General features: G+C 62.0%; 17 protein-coding genes. 7 read left to right on the top strand and 10 right to left on the bottom strand.

The window, feature by feature from the left end:
- Positions 1-41: 41 nt before the first annotated feature.
- Both proS and RA19_RS00800 read right to left on the bottom strand, forming a co-directional pair.
- Positions 42-1,400 (bottom strand): proline--tRNA ligase, encoded by a 1,359-nt coding sequence (proS, locus tag RA19_RS00805; RefSeq protein WP_039158634.1) that lies wholly within the window; start codon positions 1,398-1,400, stop codon positions 42-44.
- 161 nt (positions 1,401-1,561) lie between these two features.
- Positions 1,562-1,996, bottom strand: a complete 435-nt coding sequence (locus RA19_RS00800; protein WP_039158632.1) for a DMT family transporter — start codon at positions 1,994-1,996, stop codon at positions 1,562-1,564.
- 164 nt (positions 1,997-2,160) lie between these two features.
- Between RA19_RS00800 and RA19_RS00795 the strand changes: the two genes are divergently transcribed.
- Positions 2,161-2,997: a formylglycine-generating enzyme family protein gene (locus RA19_RS00795; protein ID WP_082020425.1), complete on the top strand. Its 837-nt coding sequence runs from the start codon at positions 2,161-2,163 to the stop codon at positions 2,995-2,997.
- A 35-nt stretch (positions 2,998-3,032) separates the two neighbouring features.
- Here the strand turns inward: RA19_RS00795 and RA19_RS00790 are convergent, their stop codons facing one another.
- The 7 genes from RA19_RS00790 to RA19_RS25600 all read right to left on the bottom strand — a co-directional run bounded on the left by RA19_RS00790 (position 3,033) and on the right by RA19_RS25600 (position 10,423).
- Positions 3,033-3,713 (bottom strand): hypothetical protein, encoded by a 681-nt coding sequence (locus RA19_RS00790; protein ID WP_039158630.1) that lies wholly within the window; start codon positions 3,711-3,713, stop codon positions 3,033-3,035.
- Between the two features lie 17 nt (positions 3,714-3,730).
- A complete protein-coding gene (locus RA19_RS00785; RefSeq protein ID WP_039158628.1) occupies positions 3,731-4,387 on the bottom strand; it encodes a DNA-3-methyladenine glycosylase I in 657 nt (218 codons plus the stop codon).
- Between the two features lie 29 nt (positions 4,388-4,416).
- Positions 4,417-5,178 carry a hypothetical protein gene (locus RA19_RS00780; RefSeq protein ID WP_039158626.1) on the bottom strand — a complete coding sequence of 254 codons (762 nt, stop codon included), beginning with the start codon at positions 5,176-5,178 and terminating at the stop codon, positions 4,417-4,419.
- 487 nt (positions 5,179-5,665) lie between these two features.
- On the bottom strand, positions 5,666-5,932 hold the full coding sequence (locus RA19_RS00775; protein WP_052261587.1) for a DUF7662 domain-containing protein: 267 nt from the start codon (positions 5,930-5,932) through the stop codon (positions 5,666-5,668).
- Positions 5,933-6,262: 330 nt separating this feature from the next.
- Positions 6,263-7,099, bottom strand: a complete 837-nt coding sequence (locus RA19_RS00770) for a TIR domain-containing protein (protein WP_052261586.1) — start codon at positions 7,097-7,099, stop codon at positions 6,263-6,265.
- Positions 7,100-7,174: 75 nt separating this feature from the next.
- Positions 7,175-9,133: a DNA topoisomerase IV subunit B gene (gene parE, locus RA19_RS00765; RefSeq protein ID WP_039158625.1), complete on the bottom strand. Its 1,959-nt coding sequence runs from the start codon at positions 9,131-9,133 to the stop codon at positions 7,175-7,177.
- A 177-nt stretch (positions 9,134-9,310) separates the two neighbouring features.
- Positions 9,311-10,423, bottom strand: coding sequence for a DUF4240 domain-containing protein (locus tag RA19_RS25600; RefSeq protein WP_052261585.1), 1,113 nt, complete (start codon positions 10,421-10,423; stop codon positions 9,311-9,313).
- A 210-nt stretch (positions 10,424-10,633) separates the two neighbouring features.
- Between RA19_RS25600 and RA19_RS00755 the strand changes: the two genes are divergently transcribed.
- From RA19_RS00755 to RA19_RS00730, 6 genes are all read left to right on the top strand, one after another.
- Positions 10,634-12,055, top strand: coding sequence for a pyridoxal phosphate-dependent decarboxylase family protein (locus RA19_RS00755; RefSeq protein WP_039158624.1), 1,422 nt, complete (start codon positions 10,634-10,636; stop codon positions 12,053-12,055).
- A gap of 227 nt (positions 12,056-12,282) precedes the next feature.
- A complete protein-coding gene (locus RA19_RS00750) occupies positions 12,283-12,891 on the top strand; it encodes a carboxymuconolactone decarboxylase family protein (RefSeq protein ID WP_039158623.1) in 609 nt (202 codons plus the stop codon).
- 178 nt (positions 12,892-13,069) lie between these two features.
- The gene (ppk2, locus tag RA19_RS00745) at positions 13,070-14,026 is read left to right on the top strand and encodes a polyphosphate kinase 2 (protein WP_039158622.1); all 957 of its coding nucleotides are present in this window, start codon (positions 13,070-13,072) and stop codon (positions 14,024-14,026) included.
- A 62-nt stretch (positions 14,027-14,088) separates the two neighbouring features.
- Positions 14,089-14,724: a DUF1007 family protein gene (locus RA19_RS00740; RefSeq protein ID WP_039158619.1), complete on the top strand. Its 636-nt coding sequence runs from the start codon at positions 14,089-14,091 to the stop codon at positions 14,722-14,724.
- A 1-nt stretch (position 14,725) separates the two neighbouring features.
- A complete protein-coding gene (locus tag RA19_RS00735; RefSeq protein ID WP_039158617.1) occupies positions 14,726-15,655 on the top strand; it encodes a nickel/cobalt transporter in 930 nt (309 codons plus the stop codon).
- 796 nt (positions 15,656-16,451) lie between these two features.
- Complete coding sequence (locus RA19_RS00730) at positions 16,452-16,754, top strand: hypothetical protein (protein ID WP_039158615.1); 303 nt, start codon at positions 16,452-16,454, stop codon at positions 16,752-16,754.
- 466 nt (positions 16,755-17,220) lie between these two features.
- Here the strand turns inward: RA19_RS00730 and RA19_RS00725 are convergent, their stop codons facing one another.
- A complete protein-coding gene (locus RA19_RS00725; RefSeq protein ID WP_039158614.1) occupies positions 17,221-17,871 on the bottom strand; it encodes a TIGR02453 family protein in 651 nt (216 codons plus the stop codon).
- Between the last annotated feature and the right edge of the window lie 104 nt (positions 17,872-17,975).

The following is a 17,975-nucleotide window of genomic DNA, read 5'->3' as shown; positions in this document are numbered from 1 at the left end:
CTCCCTTTTCTGCATTTTTTCAACCCGTTCGGCGCGGGTCTTCAGAAACCGCGGCCGGTCTGGTGCTGGGCATAGATGGCCACGACCTTCTTCACCGCCTCTTCCGGGCTCAGCTCTTCGCTCTCGCCGGTGCGGCGCGAGGTCAGCTCGACCACGCCATTCTTCAGGCCGCGCGGGCCGACGGTGATGCGCCAGGGCAGGCCGATCAGATCCATGGTGGCAAACTTGCCGCCTGCACGCTCGTTGCGGTCGTCGTACAGCGGATCCAGACCGGCAGCGGTCAGTGCCGCGTAAAGCTGGTTGCAGGCCGCGTCGGCCTCGTCGTCGCCCTGCTTGAGGTTGACGATGCCGCAGTGGAACGGAGTCACGCCCTCGGGCCAGATGATGCCCTTGTCGTCGTGGCTGGCCTCGATGATCGCGCCCAGCAGGCGCGACACGCCGATGCCGTGCGAGCCCATGTGCACCGGCACGTTCTGGCCGTCTGCGGTCTGCACGGTGGCGCCAAGCGCGTCAGAATACTTGGTGCCGAAGTAGAAGATCTGCCCCACCTCGATGCCGCGGGCAAAGCGGCGGCGCTCTTCCGGAACCTGTTCCTGGAACACCACTTCGTCGTGGGTCTCGTCGGTGCGGGCGTATTTCGAGGTGAACTCCTCCAGCACGCCCTGGCACTGTTCGACATTGTCATAGTCGATGTCGCGGTCGCCGAAGGTGAGGTCGGTGACGGCGGAGTCATAGAACACCTCGGACTCGCCGGTTTCGGCCAGCACCAGGAATTCATGGGTGTAGTCGCCGCCGATCGGGCCGCCGTCGGCGCGCATCGGGATTGCCTGCAGGCCCATGCGCTCGTAGGTGCGCAGGTAGCTGACCAGGTGGCGGTTGTAGGCGTGCAGCGCGTCCTCTTTGGAGAGGTCGAAGTTGTAGCCGTCTTTCATGTAGAACTCGCGGCCGCGCATCACGCCGAAGCGCGGGCGGATCTCGTCGCGGAATTTCCACTGCACGTGGTAGAGGGTCAGCGGCAGGTCTTTGTACGACGACACATGTGCCCGGAAGATGTCGGTGATCATCTCTTCGTTGGTGGGGCCAAACAGCATGTCGCGGTCGTGGCGGTCCTTAATGCGCAGCATTTCCTGGCCGTAATCGTCATAGCGGCCGGACTCGCGCCACAGGTCGGCGGGCTGCAGGGTCGGCATCAGCATCGGCACATGGCCCGCGCGGATCTGCTCGTCATGGACGATGCTTTCGATCTTCTTCAGCACCTTGAAGCCCAGCGGCAGCCAGGAATAGATCCCGGCGGAGGATTGCTTGATCATCCCGGCGCGCAGCATCAGCCGGTGGCTGACGATCTGGGCTTCCGAGGGGTTCTCTTTCAGAACCGGCAGAAAATAGCGGGACAGGCGCATCTTGGCTCCATGAAGGCTTGAGAGGTCACGTTCCCGCCCGGTTTAGTGGGTGTAAGGGGTGCGGGCAAGAGGAGAGGCGGGCGGCGGCGCCGGTTTCAGGGCAGCGGCCCGGAGGCAGGCATGGCTTGCCGGCGCGGGGGAGCAACAGCCCTCCAGGCGGCTCAAGCCATTTGTGTGATCCAGACGCCAAGCGCCATCACCGAGATTCCGGCGGCGCGGGTCAGGGTCAGCGGGCTGACCTGGGCGCCGAACAGGCCGAAATGGTCAATGGCAGCGGCTGAGATCAGCTGGCCGATCAGCACAAAGAACACGGCATTGCCGACACCGAAATGCGGCGCAACATGGGTGATCGACAGGACGTAGAAGGCGACCAGCACGCCGGCCAGCAAAAGGTGTTTCGGTGCAGCGGGGATCTTGGCCAGCGCCTGCGGGCCTGCGATCAGCGCATAGGCAACGGCTGACATCAGCGCGATCAGGAACAGCACCACTGCGGCCGAAGCCGGGGACCCGATCAGCTTGCCAAGTGCGGCGTTCAGCGCCGCCAGCACCGGAATGCCAAGCCCTGCGGCCAGCATGATGAGGGCGTATTGGGTCATTGGGCGCTCTCCTGGAATTGCCTTCGCGCCTTTGTGGCCCAGGCGGCAGGCATGCGGCAAGGGCAACGTTGCGGCGTGGCTGGGGCGGGGTCACCTGATTGTGTGTAGCGGGGCGGCGGCCGGGCGCGCTAGACCGGGGAAACATGTGGGGCATCAGGGGTATCATGCTGAACAACTCTATTGCCGGTGCCGCAGCCGGGGCGCTTGCTGTGCTGGCCGCCGGCATCTGGATTGCGCCCGCTGCAGCGCAAGAGCAGGTCTTCAAGGATTGTCCGCAATGTCCTGAAATGGTGCCTCTTCCGGGGGGCTCGTTTCTGATGGGCTCGCCTGTGCAGGAGCCTGGGCGGGGGGAAGACGAAGGGCCGCAGCATTGGGTGGCCATCCCGGATGGTCTCGCTGCCGGGCGGTTCGAGGTGACCTTTGACGACTGGCAGGCCTGCTATGAGGCCGGCGGCTGCAGCTATCTGCCCGGTGATGCGGGCTGGGGACGGGGCCGGAACCCGGTGATCCATGTGAGCTGGCACGACACCCGGCAGTATCTCGGCTGGCTGACTGAAACCACAGGTAAGCACTACCGCCTGCCGACCGAGGCGGAGTGGGAGTATTTTGCCCGGGCCGGAACCGCAACGGCTTATCACAGCGGCGATGTGCTGGAGGCCGCGGACGCGAATTTCGACACGCGGAGCGCCAGCGACTTGCAGGCGCTTATGAGTGCAAAGGCCGTGGCAGCCGGCCAGTATCCGGAGAACGCTTTCGGGCTGTTGGACATCCATGGCAATGTCTCGGAATGGGTGCAGGATTGCTATGATCCGCAGGCCTATCAGTTGCATGCCGACTACCCGGCTGCAGCCCAAGGCCATGCGGGCTGCCGCCGGGTCGCGCGGGGGGGAACGTCCCACTACAGCGCGGCTTATGCCCGTTCCGCCAACCGCAGCGCCTTTGCGCCGGATACCAGATCGCTGGACATCGGCTTCCGCGTTGTGCGGGCTGCGCCTGAATAGGAGCGAGCCGGACTTCAGCGCCTGAAAACGGCGGGTCAATCACAGATGCCGTTCAATTCCGCATCTTTCCAGGGCAGGTAGACATCATGCCGGCGGCTTTGCGGCAGATCGCTGACCGGCATCGCAGCCGCCAGCATCCTGTGCAGGCGCTGCGTGCGCGCGGCCTGCGGGGCAAGAGCGCGGCAGCAAACATATTCCTCGATAATCGCGCCTTGCTGTTCAAAGCCGTAGGTTAGGAAATCCGGCTCGCCTTCCAGGTCGAACAGATAGGGGTCGCGCTTATTGCCATGCTCGGCTGCTGCCCGCAGCGGCGTGTAGCCGGTGCGCTTGCGGTTCTGCCATTGCCAGACATGGGTTGCTTCATGCGCCAGCAGCATCGCCTCGACCAGATGCAGCTTGTCCGGATACTCAGGCAGGTAGTTTTCCGTGTACCAGTCACGGACAAAGAAGATCCGGTTGAACAGCGCCACCGCGGCGGGCTTGGAGGTGACGATCTCCTCTTTCACCGGCGGCAGGATGCGCTCGCGGCAGGTAACCCGGGGGCGGGGCATGCGGCGGAAGGTGATGGCGGCAACCGGCGCGCCTTCGATCAGGCGGACCTTGTCCGCGTCCAGCTCGGTTCCGTGGATCCCGGCCAGATAGCTGCGCTCGGTCTCCGTCAGCGGGCGGCCGCAGGCGGCGAGGACCAGACAGGCAAGGAGCAGGAGGCGGATCATCTGCGGCGCGGATCCTCTCAGCAGCTCATCGCCAGCACGCGGCTGATTTCGGTGAGCGAGCGGCCGGATTGATCCATCCAGTCATTGAAGGCGGCCTGCACGGCTTTCATTGCCGTTTTGGAACTGGCGGGTTTGTCGATCACCCCTTCGGCTATCAGCCGCACGGTCACGTCCTGGCTGAGGATGAAACTGTCACGCCCGGCAAAGCGCATGGCGTACTGCCCGGTATTGCCGCCAAGGCGCGCGCCGCGTTTCTTGAGCATGTCCAGCAGCGTGATGTAATCGGATGACGGCCAGCCGCCCAGCACCTCTCCGGCGCCGCCCTGATCGCGCAGCTCCATCAGTAGGGCGGCGTTGGCGCGCACGGTGGCAAGTTTGGCGCCGTTCCTGACCACGCGTGTATCGCCAAGGATACTGTCAAACTCGCGGTCATCCATAAAGGCGCAAGGACCCAGTTCGAAGCCGTGAAACAGCTCTTCGAACCCGTCCCATTTCGCCTCGATGACCTTCCAGCTGAAGCCCGCCTGGAAGATGCATTTGGTCATCACCGACAGCCAGCGGTCCTCGGGCAGCTTGGTGATCTCCGGGTCGGGTTTGCCGAGTTTTTCTTCCAGCGCGTCCGCTCCGCCGTGGCGGTCTGCGGCGATGGCGTAGATCTCGTCGAAGGAGCGCATGGGAAACCTCTGCTGGGGGCCGGATCAGGTTAGCGGCGGGCGCGCAGCTCGACAATGGATTTACCGAGGCGGAAGGGCGCGGCGAAGCTCACCAGGCACAGGGCGATGATCTGCAAGACCAGAATATGGGCGTTGTCCTGCAGGAACTCCCATTCCTCTTTCAGCGTGGCGACATGGCCGATCAGGTCGTCATAGGCGCGCGCGATGATCAGGTAGTCGCCGGCAATCGCAGGCACCTTGCGGCGCATGTTGTCGACCGCGGCCTGGGCGGGGGCGTCGAGCGAGGTGAAGACCAGGAAGGCTTCGGGGTCAAAGGCGCTGGCCTTGGCCTCCATTTCCTCCATCCCGTCTTTCTCCTCGCTGCCGCCGAACAGGAAGCTGAGGCCCCGCAAGGGGGCGACCTCATCCGTGACCGCGATGAACAGCGGCAGCTCGGCGTTGCCTGCCGTGGAGGCGGAAAGGAATTCGACCTTTTCGCAAAGCACCGCGATGTCGGCGTCATAGGCGGGGTCGCAGAACCGCAGGCGGAAGCGGGCGGCGTCGCGGTCGAAGGCTGCGGTGGCGGCATAGGCGATGTCGATCTGGCGTTCCAGGCGGGAGGAGTCGGCGGCGTAGATGCCAGAGATCACCGCCACCAGCGCGCCGAAACCGCCGAGCAGCACCCAGACCAGATCCGCGAGCTTCCACGCGCGGTGGCCTGCGGGCTTGCGGAACAGGAAGGCGGTGGCGGCGAGGCCTGCGAAGAAGAACAGCAGGAGCAGCGGCAGCTGGTTGTCTGCGATGAAGGCCATGCCTGTGTCTCATGGTTGTGATTGGCTGGCCTAACCATAAGAAGGGAAAGGGGTTTCAGGCAACAGGCTTCACGAAGCTGTCACCGGGGGAATAGGTTTTATGCCGGGCGGAGAGGGGCTCTGTCCGGGGCGGCTGCTGCCTGGGGCTGTTGGGCCTGTTGGATTTACTAGGCCGGTAAGAGGTGGCGGCGCCGCCATGACCCAATCGGGCCTGTGGCGGAGGGCCGGATGGGGCGGGAGGCCCCATGTCCGCTCGAAAGCTTCTTTTGCGGAGAACCCCTGCACCCGATGAAGAGGTGGTCTTGGGGGTCCCCGTATCTCCTGATGGTACGGGATGTCAGTCCGCACCGGATTGCCGCGACAGATGGGAGTATGGCAGAGCGGGGTTAAGGCGGGGAAAGCGGGGCGTGCGGTGCTGGAGAGGTTCGCGCAACGCTCTTGACCGGGTCGCTTGCGGCCCGGTCTGCGCCTGCCGGGTGAAACGAGGTCAGCTTTGCGAGGCGCGCCGGAAGGTTACCGCCTGCGCGCCTTCTTCTTGACAGACGTCTTCAACTATGTAGCCGGCTTCAATCCATGAGTGTGCCTGCACGTGCCGCCCATTTTGTTCATTGGACCACCAAGCACGGTGGAGGGTCGCGGACTCGGGTAGGGGAGCCGAGATGATTTCCTCAATTTGAGCAAAGCTTAAGGTGACGTTGGTTTGCCTGTTAATGGACTTGCCGAGAAAGGATTTTAGAGGATCGTATTTCTTCATGACTGAATTACTCCAAGAATGCGGACGGCATTGAAGAACATTGCGCAGCTAAGTCAAGAAACTTGAAGTTGGGTTCCCCTTGGGACGTGGCGAGGAGCCGCACGGTCCGAGCAGCGGCAAACGCTCCGGGGGAGCGTTTGAGGTTCGGACGGGCGGAGCCCCTCGCACCCAACCGTGCAACTCAAGGTGTGGCGTTGGCAGGATGTCCCCTGGGACGTGGCGCGTAGCGGCACGGCCCGCGCCTGACCTTTCCCCCGGGAAGGCGCTTCACGCCTCCCCAAGGTCAGGCGCGGGCCTTGTGTTGCCGCGAAAATAGAAACAAGTAATGCTTCAAAATGGGATCTCATCACTATCTGCGATTTTACTTTCTACTTCAGCTAGGAAGGTAGTTACTTCATCCATTCTTCGCGAAACAGTTGACTCAGGGATTTGCAGGGTCGATATGAAGTAATCTGCGATTTCGACAAGCTCGCGAGCAGGGCTGAGTAGATCGTAGTCTTTGTGATTCATGGCTTCTTTGCCAACTGAAAAAGATACGGATAACAAGTGATCAATGGCCCCCGGTGAAACGTGATGACCTCTGCTCTTGGAGCTAGGGTTTCTCGCGGAAATTCTGGTTAGCGACAAAATTTCTTCTAAGATTTCTCTATCGCTGCGCAAATCCTCCTTCTTTTCAACATCTTTGGATTCAAAGATCTTTTTTATGGATTTTTCCAGATGTGGCCACCACATATCAAAGACGTTGTCAAAAGTGTCTTTATCAAGTTTGTTTTCACCGCCTTCGTCATTAATGCTGGACATTAATTTCTTGAAGTCGGATCGCTCGAAACTTGTAGTCTGGAATGTCGTTAGCGGGCCAGAGAGATCAGTCGGTTCCATCCCAAAGAGAACCGAACATACTTTGGATTTTCCAAGGTCTTTTGATAGAGCTCCTGCCTCGAACAGAATCCAAGGGCGTTCAAAGTTTTCTCTGGTAAGGCATACAATTCCAACGTTGGTTTCCGAAAGTTTTTGAGAAATTTCGGCGCTCCACTTTGTACCTTTTTCGATATCGTTGGGGGTGAAGTATGGTTTTGCGAACTGGAGTACAGAAGGAATCCATTTCCGCAGCTCCTCAGCAAATTGCTTGCTAAGTTCGCCGCTCCAGCTAATAAAAACGTTAGTCATGTCTGTCCAAGCAATGTTTCATTCTAGGGTTGAATGAAACACTCTTGCTTAGACGTCAAGCAACACTTGAAAGCCTCAAACATCCAGCTCCTCCACGAACTTCGCGTTCTCCTGGATATACTGGAAGCGGAGCTCGGGTTTTTTGCCCATCAGGCGCTCGACCAGGTCGCCGGTCTCGCCGGGCTCGTCCTCGTCGATGGTGACGCGGATCAGCTTGCGGGTGGCCGGGTCCATCGTGGTCTCTTTCAGGTCCTTGGCGTCCATTTCGCCAAGACCCTTGAAGCGGGAGACGTCGATCTTGCCCTTGCCGCCGAGGCCCTTTTCCAGCCAGGTGTCGCGCTCGGCCTCGTCCAGGCAATAGACGCGCTTGGCGCCCTGGGTCAGGCGGAACAGCGGCGGGCAGGCGAGGTAGAGGTGGCCGCCGTCGATCAGCGGGCGCATCTGGGTGAAGAAGAAGGTCATCAGCAGCGAGGCGATATGGGCGCCGTCGACGTCCGCATCGGTCATGATGATGATCTTGTCATAGCGCAGATCGTCAAGGTTGAACTTGGTGCCAAGGCCGACGCCAAGCGCCTCGCAGAGGTCGTTGATCTCAGCGTTTGAGCCCAGTTTGTTCGACGCGGCGCCAAGGACGTTCAGGATCTTGCCTTTGAGCGGCAGCAGCGCCTGGTTGGTCCGGTTGCGGGCGCCCTTGCCGGAGCCGCCCGCCGAGTCGCCCTCGACGATGAACAGTTCGGTGCCGGAGCGGTCTTTGGAGGTGCAGTCGGTCAGCTTGCCGGGCAACCGCAGTTTCTTGGTGGCGGATTTGCGCTGGGTCTCTTTCTCTTGCTTGCGGCGCAGGCGTTCCTCGGCGCGCAGGATCAGGAAGTCGAGGATGGCGCCGGCCGATTTGGTGTCGGCGGCCAGCCAGTTGTCGAAATGGTCGCGGACCGAGTTTTCCACCATCTTGTTGGCGGCTTCCGTGGAGAGGCGGTCCTTGGTCTGGCCGACGAAGGCCGGGTCGGCGATGAAGCAGGAGACCAGGGCGCAGCCGCCGGTCATCAGATCGTCACGGGTGATCTGGCCGGCCTTCTTGTTGCCGACCAGCTCGCCATAGGCCTTGATGCCCTTGAGGATGGCGGACCAGAAGCCGGTGACATGGGTACCGCCCTCAGGCGTGGGGACGGTGTTACAGTAAGACTGGGTGAAACCGTCGCGCGACGGCGTCCAGTTGATCGCCCATTCCACATAGCCCGGTTCGCCGAATTTCTCGTGGAACTCGACTTTTCCGGCAAAGGGCACGTCTGCGTAGACCGAGGATTTGCCGAGGACTTCGGTCAGGTAGTCCTTGAGGCCGCCGGGGAAGTGGAAGGTGGCCTCCTGCGGGGTTTCGCCGTCGTCGATCTCGGATTTCCAGCGGATTTCGACGCCGGAGAACAGGTAGGCCTTGGAGCGCACCAGGGTGAAGAGGCGCTTGGGCTTGAAGCGGTGGGAGCCGAAGATCTGCTCGTCGGCGTGGAAGGTGACGAAAGTGCCGCGCTTGTTGGGGGCGGCGCCGATTTTTTCGACCGGGCCGAGGGGCAGGCCGCGGGAGAAGCGCTGCTCGAACAGCTCTTTGTTCTTGGCGACCTGGACCACCATGGAATCGGACAGCGCGTTCACCACCGAGGAGCCGACGCCGTGCAGGCCGCCGGAGGTCTGATAGGCTTTGCCGGAGAATTTGCCGCCTGCGTGCAGGGTGCAGAGGATGACCTCAAGCGCGGATTTGTCCGGGAACTTGGGGTGCGGGTCGATCGGGATGCCGCGGCCGTTGTCCGAGATGGTGACGGCGTAGTCGGAATGCAGCGTCACCTCGATCCGGTTGGCGTGGCCCGCGACCGCCTCGTCCATGGAGTTGTCGAGGATCTCGGCCACCATGTGGTGCAGCGCGCGCTCATCGGTGCCGCCGATATACATGCCGGGGCGCTGGCGGACCGGTTCGAGGCCTTCCAGGACCTCGATCGAGGAGGCGTCGTAAGTTTCGGCTGCAGGCGTGCTGAGGAGGTCGTCGGCCATGTGCGGGAGCTGCTCTTCCTTGGTGTTGGTTAGCGGCCATTATGGCAGGTGTTGTGGCCGGGTGGAAGAGGGCCGCTAGGGGCTGTGGATAAGCTGGCGGGAGCGCTGTCTGCCAGGCGTGAGAGTGCAGCTGCCGCAGACGGTTAGCCTGTGCAGTTGCAGCGGTGCGGCTGCTGGTCAGGCGCGAAGGGAAGCTGCAAGGCGCGGCAGGGCGGCGGCGAAGTCTGCTTCGGCAAGCTGCGGCCCCTGAAGGCGCAGCGGCGTTTGGCCCGGGTGTTTCAAGGGGGTGCCCGTGCGCATCTCGTAGGCCAGTAGCGGGGCGTCGCGCAATGCGTTGCCTGCCGGGGATCCGGTGCCGCTGTGCGCGAGGCCGAAGGCGTCCGGATCGGTCAAGGCGGCCTTGAAGGCGGCTTGGCCCTGAAGGATCAGCCAGCAGCGGAAGGCATCGAAGTCATCGTCCGAACAACCGTGGTTCAGCAGATAGGCCATGGCCCAGACATCGGTGCGGCAGGCGCGCGCGTCGATATCATGCAAGAGCTTGTCAAAAGCTTTGATGGCCGTTGCATTGAAACGGGCAAGCCGGGTGGTGATGGCTTCGGTCTGCTCTGCCGGCGTGTCAGTGCCGGGGCAGGCAATGATTTCCCAAAACAGGTCTTCGTCCATTTTGCGCGGATCGGGTTTGCCGGGGCGGCGGCGTTTTTCGGCCAGGATCTCTTCCCGGTCGGCGGCGAGCCGGGCAAGTTGGCTGGGGCTTGCGCCGGCCTGTTCAAAGCAGGCGCGGGCGATGTCCAGCATGGCGAGCAGCCCGCCTTTGTATTCGGGGATGCGCGCGATCAGATCCTCGTGCGACTGGCGCTGAACCGCTTCGCTTTCCAGCCAATGGGGCGACGGTTTGAAACCGCTGTTCCTGGTCTGGATCCTGGGCCAGTAGTGCGCCTTTTGCAGCGCCAGGTAGTTGCGCCAGATGCGGATGGCCCGCGGGCCCTGGCTGGCAGCGACGAGCCGTTCCAGAGCCTGGTGGAAGCCGTCATGGGGCGGGCCGAAAGCGATCTCGAAGGCGTAGCTGTAGTGACGTTCGATTTCGGCATACAGCCCGCGGCCGAAGTAGGCATCCTCCAGCGCAGAATAGGCCGGTTCCAGATAGGCCTTGGGCCTGCGGTTGGCGTGGTCCAGCTTCCCCGCGTGGTACAGCTCGGACACATGTTCGATCAGCCGGTCCTGATCCTTGGACAGATCATCGAAGCGGGGCGTGAAGCTTTGGGTTTCGGTGAGGACTATTCCGTCAGACATGACCAAGCCGATGGGAGGAAATCAAGGGGCGGTTCCGGTGGCGGCAGTTGAACGCAGAAACATGGCAGCACGATGGCGCGCATCCGGAGATTAGTTTTGAAAGCGTCGAAGCTAAGTTCCGGTTATCCGGGTGCGTCGATATTCTCCGTGCGGTTCGGGGGGCTGCGGGGTACATCTGCGGCCAGCGAATGGCAGAGGGAGGGCGCGCAGGTGGCTGAGAAGGGGATCAGGACGCAGGATTGGGCGGCGTTCCGGGCAGAGGCGCAGCGGATGCTGGATGCGGCCTTGGATCAGATGCAGGAAGCCTCGGAGCGTCCCTGGCAGCCGGTGCCCGAGGATATCGATGCGCGCTATGCCGTGACGGCAGAGGCACGGGGGCCGCAGGAAACCGTGGACCGGATCATCTCGGACGTGCTGCCTTATCATGGCGGCAACACCCACCCGCGGTTCTGGGGCTGGGTGCAGGGGTCAGGGCTGGCCTCGGATCTGATCAGCTCTTTGGCGGCGGCAGCCGTCAACGCCAATATGGGCGGGCGCGACCATGGGGCGAACTACATGGAGCGCGCAGTGGTCGATTGGACCCGCCGCAAGATGGGGATGCCGGAAGGTGCCAGCGGGCTGCTGGTGACCGGCACGTCGCAGGCCACGGTGATTGCCTTTCAGGCGGCGCGGCTGCGGGTTCTGAAGGGCCTGCGCAAGCAGGGGCAGGGCGATGTGCGGCTGACGGCCTATGCCGGCGAGGGCGTGCATAATGCGACGCTGAAGGCAGTGGAGCTGCTGGGCATCGGCTCGGACAACCTGCGCAAGGTGCCTTTGGCGGATGGGCAGTTGGATTGCGCCGTGCTGGCGGCGATGGTGGCTGAGGACAAGGCCGCGGGCGCACTGCCGTTCCTGGTGGTGGGCACCGCCGGGTCGGTGGATCTGGGGCTTTATGATGACCTGAACGCCCTGGCGGATGCGGCGGCGGAGCTGGGGCTGTGGCTGCATGTGGACGGGGCCTTTGGCGCCTGGACGCGGATTGCGGCGGAGCCTTACCAGTCTTTGTCCGATGGGATCGGCCGGGCGGACAGCATTGCGTTGGATTTCCACAAGTGGATGTATGTGGGCTATGACTGCGGCATGGCCTTGCTGCGCAACGAGGATGAGCACCGGGCGGCCTTTGCGGCGCGCCCCTCGTATCTGGAAGGTGCCGAGCGCGGGCTGGCGGGCGGCGAGCCGTGGTTCTGCGACTACGGGATTGATCTGTCCCGCGGCAACCGCGCGCTGAAGATCTGGACGGCGCTGGAAACCTATGGCGAGGCAGCGTTCTCAGAGGCGATTACCGGGAACTGCGAGCTGGCGGCGTTTATGGCGGCGGAAGTTAACGCGCAGCCCTTGATGGCGCTGGGGGCGCCGGTGGTTTCGAACGTCTGCGTGTTCACTGCGCGCAGCGATCTCCCGGCGGAGGCGCAGTCGGAGCTGAATGCGCATATTGCCCAGACCCTGCAGGAAGGCGGCGAAGCGGTGTTTTCGACTACGCGGTCGCAAGGCCGGGTGATGCTGCGGGCCGCCATCGTCAACCACCGCAGCCGCGAGGCGGATGTAACGGCGGCGATTTCCGCGGTGGCGCGGGAGGCTGCCGGTGCAAGATGAGCCCCGCGCCTGCCTGGGCGGGCGCAGTGCGTGACAGGGGAGCGTGGCACCCGGCGGGATGGTGAGGCAGCGTCTCCCCAAGCGGAACCGTTGAACGCGCCTGCCGGGGGGGCAGGCAGGCGCGGGGCGGCGGGGCCGCCCTGGCGGAACAATTGTGACGTTCGGTTTTGTCTTTCGGAGCCGCAGGAACCCGCTACTCTCCCCGCCAAACAGTCAGGGAGAGGCGCATGGCCTGGATCAAAACCGTTCCGTTTGAGGAAGCTACCGGCAAGCTGAAGAAGCTCTATGAGCGGGTGACCGGGCCGGGGAACAATGTCGACAACATCATGATGGTGCACAGCTTGCGGCCGCATTCGATGGAGGGCCATATGGCGATCTACAAGAATGTGCTGCACCACACCGGCAACAAGATCCCCAAGTGGTTCCTGGAGGTGCTGGGGGTGTGGGTCTCAAGCCTCAATGACTGTGCCTATTGCGTCGAGCATCACTTTGCCGGGCTGCAGCGTCTGCTGGGGGACGAGGCACGCGGGCTGGCGATCCGGGCGGCGATCGAGGCGCGCGATCCCGGCGCGGCGCCCTTGGAGCCTGCGCAGAGGGCGGCGATGGCTTACGCGCGCAAGCTGACGGAAGCTCCGTCCAGCGTCAGCGAAGCGGATGTGGCGGCGTTGCGCGAGGCCGGGTTTGATGATGGCGAAGTCCTGGAGATCAACCAGGTCACCGCCTATTTCTCCTATGCCAACCGGACCGTGCTGGGGCTGGGGTGCTCTACCAAAGGGGACGTACTGGGGCTGAGCCCGAACAACTCGGACGATCCGCAGGATTGGGGGCATACCTGAGGGGCGCTGCCCCTCGCGCGCTGGGCGCGCTCACCCCGGGGTATTTTTCACCAGAAAGAAGCAGGCGGCCTGAAGGGGCCGCTTTTTTCGTGCCGGGGCTGCATCTTTTGATGCAGGTCAGCGCGGGGTGCGGGTGCGGGCGGTAAGGTTGCGGCGTGATTGAAAGAAGGAGATTTTCATGGATGGCGCAGCAGTGAAACCCGGCAAGGCTGAGGCACGCAAACCACGGGAGGCGGCTGTGCCGCCACCGGCCGTAGAAAGGCCTGAAAGCGATGTAAAAGCGCCAAGTGCCGAAGAGATCCGGCGGGCATTTGAGAGCGGTGCCTATCCCTATCCGAAGAAAATGGCGCGCAAGGCCTATGAGGCGGAAAAGGCGCGGCTGCAGGCGGAGCTTTTGAAGGCGCAGCTTTGGGCGCAGGAGACCGGGCAGAAATTCGTGATGCTGTTCGAGGGCCGGGATGCGGCCGGCAAGGGCGGCACCATCAAGCGGTTCACCGAGCATCTGAACCCGCGCTCGGCCCGGGTGGTGGCCTTGAACAAACCTTCGGACGAGGAGCGCGGGCAATGGTATTTCCAGCGCTACATCCGGCACCTGCCGACCAGCGGAGAGATCGTGCTGTATGACCGCTCCTGGTACAACCGGGCCGGAGTCGAGCGGGTGATGGGATTTTGCGAACCCAATGAATATCTTGAGTTCATGCGCCAGGCGCCGGAGTTCGAACGGATGCTGGTGCGCTCGGGCATCCGGCTTTATAAATACTGGTTCTCGGTGACCCAGGGCGAGCAGAAACGGCGGTTTGATGCGCGCGAGACCGATCCGCTGAAGCAGTGGAAGCTGTCGCCGATCGACAAGGCCTCGCTGGGAAAATGGGCGGATTACACCGAGGCCAAGGAGGCGATGTTCTTTTACACCGATACTGCCGATGCGCCCTGGACGGTGATCAAGTCAAACTGCAAGAAGCGGGCGCGGCTGAATTGCATGCGGCATTTTCTGTCGGCGCTGGACTATCCCGGCAAGGACCCCGAGATTGCGCAGGCGCCGGATCCGCTGATTGTCGGGCAGGCGCATCATGTGATCCATCAGTCTGACCATATACTCGGCAAGGCGCTGCATCCGGAAACCCGGGCGCGCTGAAATCTGCTTGCACCGTGCGCCGGCTGTTGCGGGCGTGCGGTGCAGGGCGTAGACCTTTGGGTATGAAGCGTTTTGGTTCCTTTCTAGCGGTTTTGCTGCTGGCCCCTGCGGCGGCGGGATCGCATCCGCATATCTTTGTCGATACCGCGGTGAAGGCGGTTGTCTCGGACGCGGGCGAGTTGCAGGCGGTGGAGATCACCTGGGCTTATGACGAGTTCTATTCGCTTCTGATCTTCGAGGACCAGGCGCTGGACAGCGACTATGACGGGGCGCTGACGGCGGAGGAGCTGGCGAAGCTGCAGGGCTTTGACATGGCTTGGGTCGAAGGGTTTCAGGGCGACACCTATTTGACGCTGGATGGCGAAGCGCTGGTGCTGGGCGCGCCTGAGCATCTGTCCACCGAAGTCTCGGAAGGGCGGATCACAACCCGGCACCGCAGGGCGCTGGTGCAGCCGCAAGCCGCTGACGGGGTGGTGATCAAGGCATATGATCCGACCTATTACACTGCTTATACGGTGAACCGGGGGCTTGAGGTCACCGGCGGCTGCCAGGGCAGCATCACTCCGCCCAATCTGGATCAGGCCTATACCATGGTCGAGGAGCTGCTTTATGCGATGCCGACCGAGCAGGCTGAGGAGAGCTATCCGAAAGTCGGGGAAGCTTTTGCCGATACCCTGCGCTTGAGCTGCGGCGCGTAAGGTGAAGATATTCTTAACAATAGCAGCGCTGGGCGTGGCGGCTTTGGCGGTCTGGCTTTGGGGTTTTGGCGGCGCCGGGGCGGTTTCGGCCTGGGCCGCCGAAGGCCAGCGCGAGGCGCAGAACGCGATGGCGCGGGGGCTGCGGGCCTTGCGGGCCGGGGAGCCTGGCGCGCTGATGGCGCTCTTAACCTTGTGCTTTGCTTACGGGTTCTTTCACGCCGCCGGGCCGGGCCATGGCAAGCTGGTGATCGGCGGCTATGGCATGGGCAAGCCGGTTCCCTTGACGCGGCTGGCTGGACTGGCGCTGGCGTCTTCGCTGGCGCAGGCGGCCACGGCTGTGGTGCTGGTGGCGGGCGGGCTGTTGCTGCTGGACTGGGGGCGCGAGCAGCTGACCAGCGCTGCTGAGGACGTGCTGGCGCCGGTGTCTTACGGGCTGATTGCGCTTGTCGGTGTTTGGTTGCTGGTGCGGGGCGTGCGGCGGCTGCTGGCGAGCCGTGCGGGTCCTGCGGAGGCGCACGCGGGGCATCATCACCATCATCATCACGGGCATGATCCCGAAGACGGGGTCTGTGCGTCCTGTGGGCACAGGCATGGGCCGACCATGGAAGAGGCCGCGAGTGTGCATTCCCTGCGCGATGCGCTGGCGATTGTCGGCGCGGTGGCGCTGCGGCCTTGCACCGGCGCGGTGTTCCTGCTGCTGCTGACCTGGCGCATGGGCGTGCTGTGGGCCGGAATTGCCGGGGCCTTTGCCATGGGGCTGGGCACGGCGACCGTGACCGTGGCGGTTGCGGCTGCAGCAGTGACCATGCGCAAGGGGGCGCTGGCGCAGATGGAAGGCACTGGCGCGCTGAGGGCGGCGGCGCTGCTGGAGATCCTGGCCGGGACCGTTGTGGCTGTGCTGGCGAGCCAGATCATGCTGCGGGCGCTGTGAGAGAGGCGGGCCAATGCAGCAGGTGAGGGGCACACTTCTGAAACTGCTTGCCTAGCCGTTTGTTCTGGGTGCGTTTTGGGTTTGGCTTTCTATCGGTGAGCCTGGCTTTGACATTTTTACGCTGCTTCCGGTCCAGCCTTTTGGGGAAAGTGAGGCGCGTGTACTAGAGCCTGCGGTTAGTTGAGTGGTTGTTGGCATTCTTTTGGCAGCCGGGTTGACAATCTGGAGGTCTGGCCGGCAACTTTCACGTGCGGAGAGGTTAACGTCTAAGTAAGGAGTGTACCCATCCCAGGTTTAGTGAGAAACGTACTAAGGATTATCAAGAAGATCCCTTTCAAGGTATGGACTTACCTGTTCGTCTTTGCCGGGATAACATTTTTTGTATTCCCTGACGAAAATGGAGAGCTTTCAGCATCCAATTGGGGGTTTGTAACGCTCTTTGTTTGGGTCTCAGTGCAGGAAGTGGCGAAGGTGCTGAGGAAATAGAGCAGCCGGTAGCCTTTGCGTGGCTAGGGGATGCCGAGACAGGCCTGGCGAGCAACGGCTTACTAGTTGGCTGGATCGAGCATAAAAGGGAGTATTTTATGACCATGAAATTTCAAGGCATTCCAGTCCTCTTTCTGAATTGAACAGACTATACAGGCTATGAGTTTGGCTGATGATATCTCCTTCCCCCAGTCGCAAGCACCTTATTGGGGTGACAGCCAAGTGCGACAGTGATTGAGGGCTTCCACCAAAGGAGAAAGTATGATTGGCGATAGCATCCTGTTAAACGACGAAACTCTTGGGGCAATTCATGGCAAAAGGTAACGTTTTTGAGGAATTTTTCGAAGTGACATTTGAGGTCGCGGCGCGAGTTTTTTACCCCCGTTCAGCAAATGGTTCCATTTTGCAAGAATTATCTTGGACTTGGGGAGGCGTTTTGGCTCTGCTGCTGGTCGCTTTGCACACTAGCAAACGGGTTTCAGATCTTTCTGATCTCGACGGCGATTTGAAGACTATGACGGTACTGCAACGCAACAAGTTCATCACTCGGTTAGTGCTTTGGGCGGCGGCGCTTATCGCACTTTTTATGACGCGCTTCGCCAGCTGGCTTTAGCCCATAATCTTCATTTCCTTATCCGAGAATGTCCATCAAAGGAGACTTCATTTGACTGCTAATAAGGCCAGTAGGGGTATTAGCTCATGTGTTTGGGCTGCTGGGTGGGCTGCCTCTTTTGTTTTTGTGCTTCCTTCAGGCGCGCAAGCTGAGAAGCAGTTTCAGTGCACATTCTCAACAGTATGCTTGGAAACCAATGCATGCAGTTCGCGTGATCTTGTTGTCCAGGTGTCCTACACTGAGGCTGGCGGAGCGATATCGTCTCCAGGGCAAACCTTCCCCGTTTCAATCATTCAAAATGGGGGTGACGAAGCTATCACTTTCCTCAGCGAGGAAGTGAACGGATCAACAGCTTTCCTGACGATCTTTTCCAATCTTGATGCTCGGTTAACATATCATTTTCATAGGCCAGAACCTACAGTCATGACTAATTTTGGTGTCTGCGAGTAGGTCCAACAAAGGAGCCTTACCCGGACAGCGCATCATCCAGCATCGCAAACAGAGGCGATAGGGTCAGATGGGCCGACATCAGCGCGGCCATCGGGGCGGCTTGTTCTTGCTTGGTCATCTCGTGCCAGAGGGTCAGTGACTTTCGGCGCAGCTGGGGGCCGTGGGGATGCGCTTTGCCATAGGGGGAGGGCACGCGTTTCAGCTCGGGCTCCTTGGCGGGGAAGCCGCCGAGGGCCAGCACGCCGAGGAGCGCCGAGGCCTCGTCGCCCCATTCGCCGTCCAGCGCTTCGCGCCAGCGGGTGGTTTGCTGGGGTGAAAAGCCCATGATGCCGCCGCCGGCGGTGCAGTAATCGGGGGCGATGCCGAAGAACAGCGCGCAGCCCGCGCCGTTCACCGTCCACATCATGTGCAGATGGGTGTTGTAGGGGGTCTTGTCCTTGGAAAACCGCACATCGCGCTGGGGGCGGAACAGCTTGGTTGCGACCTTGGCGCCGCTGCGCTTTGAAATGGCCTGGGCGACCTCGTCCAGCAGCAGCAGGGCCGGGGCTTTCAGCTGCGTCTCATACTGCTCCTTGTGATCGTTGAACCACTCCCGGCTGTTGTTCTGCTGAAGCCCGGCGAGATAAGCGCGGGCATCGGGGATCAGCTGGGCGAAAGCGTCTGGCATCAAGGGGGCTCCTGCGAGGTGTGGACCTTGTGCAGATTACTACCACTGACCTGTGCACTGGCAAGGGAACTCTTCCCTTGCGGGGGGCTGCGGGCCGTCATATG

It is taken from the genome of Leisingera sp. ANG-M1 (genome assembly GCF_000813745.1).
GTDB lineage: Bacteria > Pseudomonadota > Alphaproteobacteria > Rhodobacterales > Rhodobacteraceae > Leisingera.
The sequence above is the reverse complement of the archived record's forward strand: the minus strand, read 5'-3'. Positions and strand labels throughout refer to the sequence as shown.

Bases quoted from the DNA above. Each gene is read 5' to 3' on its own strand.
- RA19_RS00740 (WP_039158619.1), top strand. From the start codon at position 14,089: ATGAAGCGTTTTGGTTCCTTTCTAGCGGTTTTGCTGCTGGCCCCTGCG.
- parE (WP_039158625.1), bottom strand. From the start codon at position 9,133: ATGGCCGACGACCTCCTCAGCACGCCTGCAGCCGAAACTTACGACGCC.
- RA19_RS00725 (WP_039158614.1), bottom strand. From the start codon at position 17,871: ATGCCAGACGCTTTCGCCCAGCTGATCCCCGATGCCCGCGCTTATCTC.
- RA19_RS25600 (WP_052261585.1), bottom strand. From the start codon at position 10,423: ATGTCTGACGGAATAGTCCTCACCGAAACCCAAAGCTTCACGCCCCGC.
- RA19_RS00790 (WP_039158630.1), bottom strand. From the start codon at position 3,713: ATGATCCGCCTCCTGCTCCTTGCCTGTCTGGTCCTCGCCGCCTGCGGC.
- RA19_RS00770 (WP_052261586.1), bottom strand. From the start codon at position 7,099: ATGACTAACGTTTTTATTAGCTGGAGCGGCGAACTTAGCAAGCAATTT.
- proS (WP_039158634.1), bottom strand. From the start codon at position 1,400: ATGCGCCTGTCCCGCTATTTTCTGCCGGTTCTGAAAGAGAACCCCTCG.
- ppk2 (WP_039158622.1), top strand. From the start codon at position 13,070: ATGGATGGCGCAGCAGTGAAACCCGGCAAGGCTGAGGCACGCAAACCA.
- RA19_RS00730 (WP_039158615.1), top strand. From the start codon at position 16,452: ATGGCAAAAGGTAACGTTTTTGAGGAATTTTTCGAAGTGACATTTGAG.
- RA19_RS00795 (WP_082020425.1), top strand. From the start codon at position 2,161: ATGCTGAACAACTCTATTGCCGGTGCCGCAGCCGGGGCGCTTGCTGTG.
- RA19_RS00780 (WP_039158626.1), bottom strand. From the start codon at position 5,178: ATGGCCTTCATCGCAGACAACCAGCTGCCGCTGCTCCTGCTGTTCTTC.
- RA19_RS00750 (WP_039158623.1), top strand. From the start codon at position 12,283: ATGGCCTGGATCAAAACCGTTCCGTTTGAGGAAGCTACCGGCAAGCTG.
- RA19_RS00775 (WP_052261587.1), bottom strand. From the start codon at position 5,932: ATGAAGAAATACGATCCTCTAAAATCCTTTCTCGGCAAGTCCATTAAC.
- RA19_RS00800 (WP_039158632.1), bottom strand. From the start codon at position 1,996: ATGACCCAATACGCCCTCATCATGCTGGCCGCAGGGCTTGGCATTCCG.
- RA19_RS00785 (WP_039158628.1), bottom strand. From the start codon at position 4,387: ATGCGCTCCTTCGACGAGATCTACGCCATCGCCGCAGACCGCCACGGC.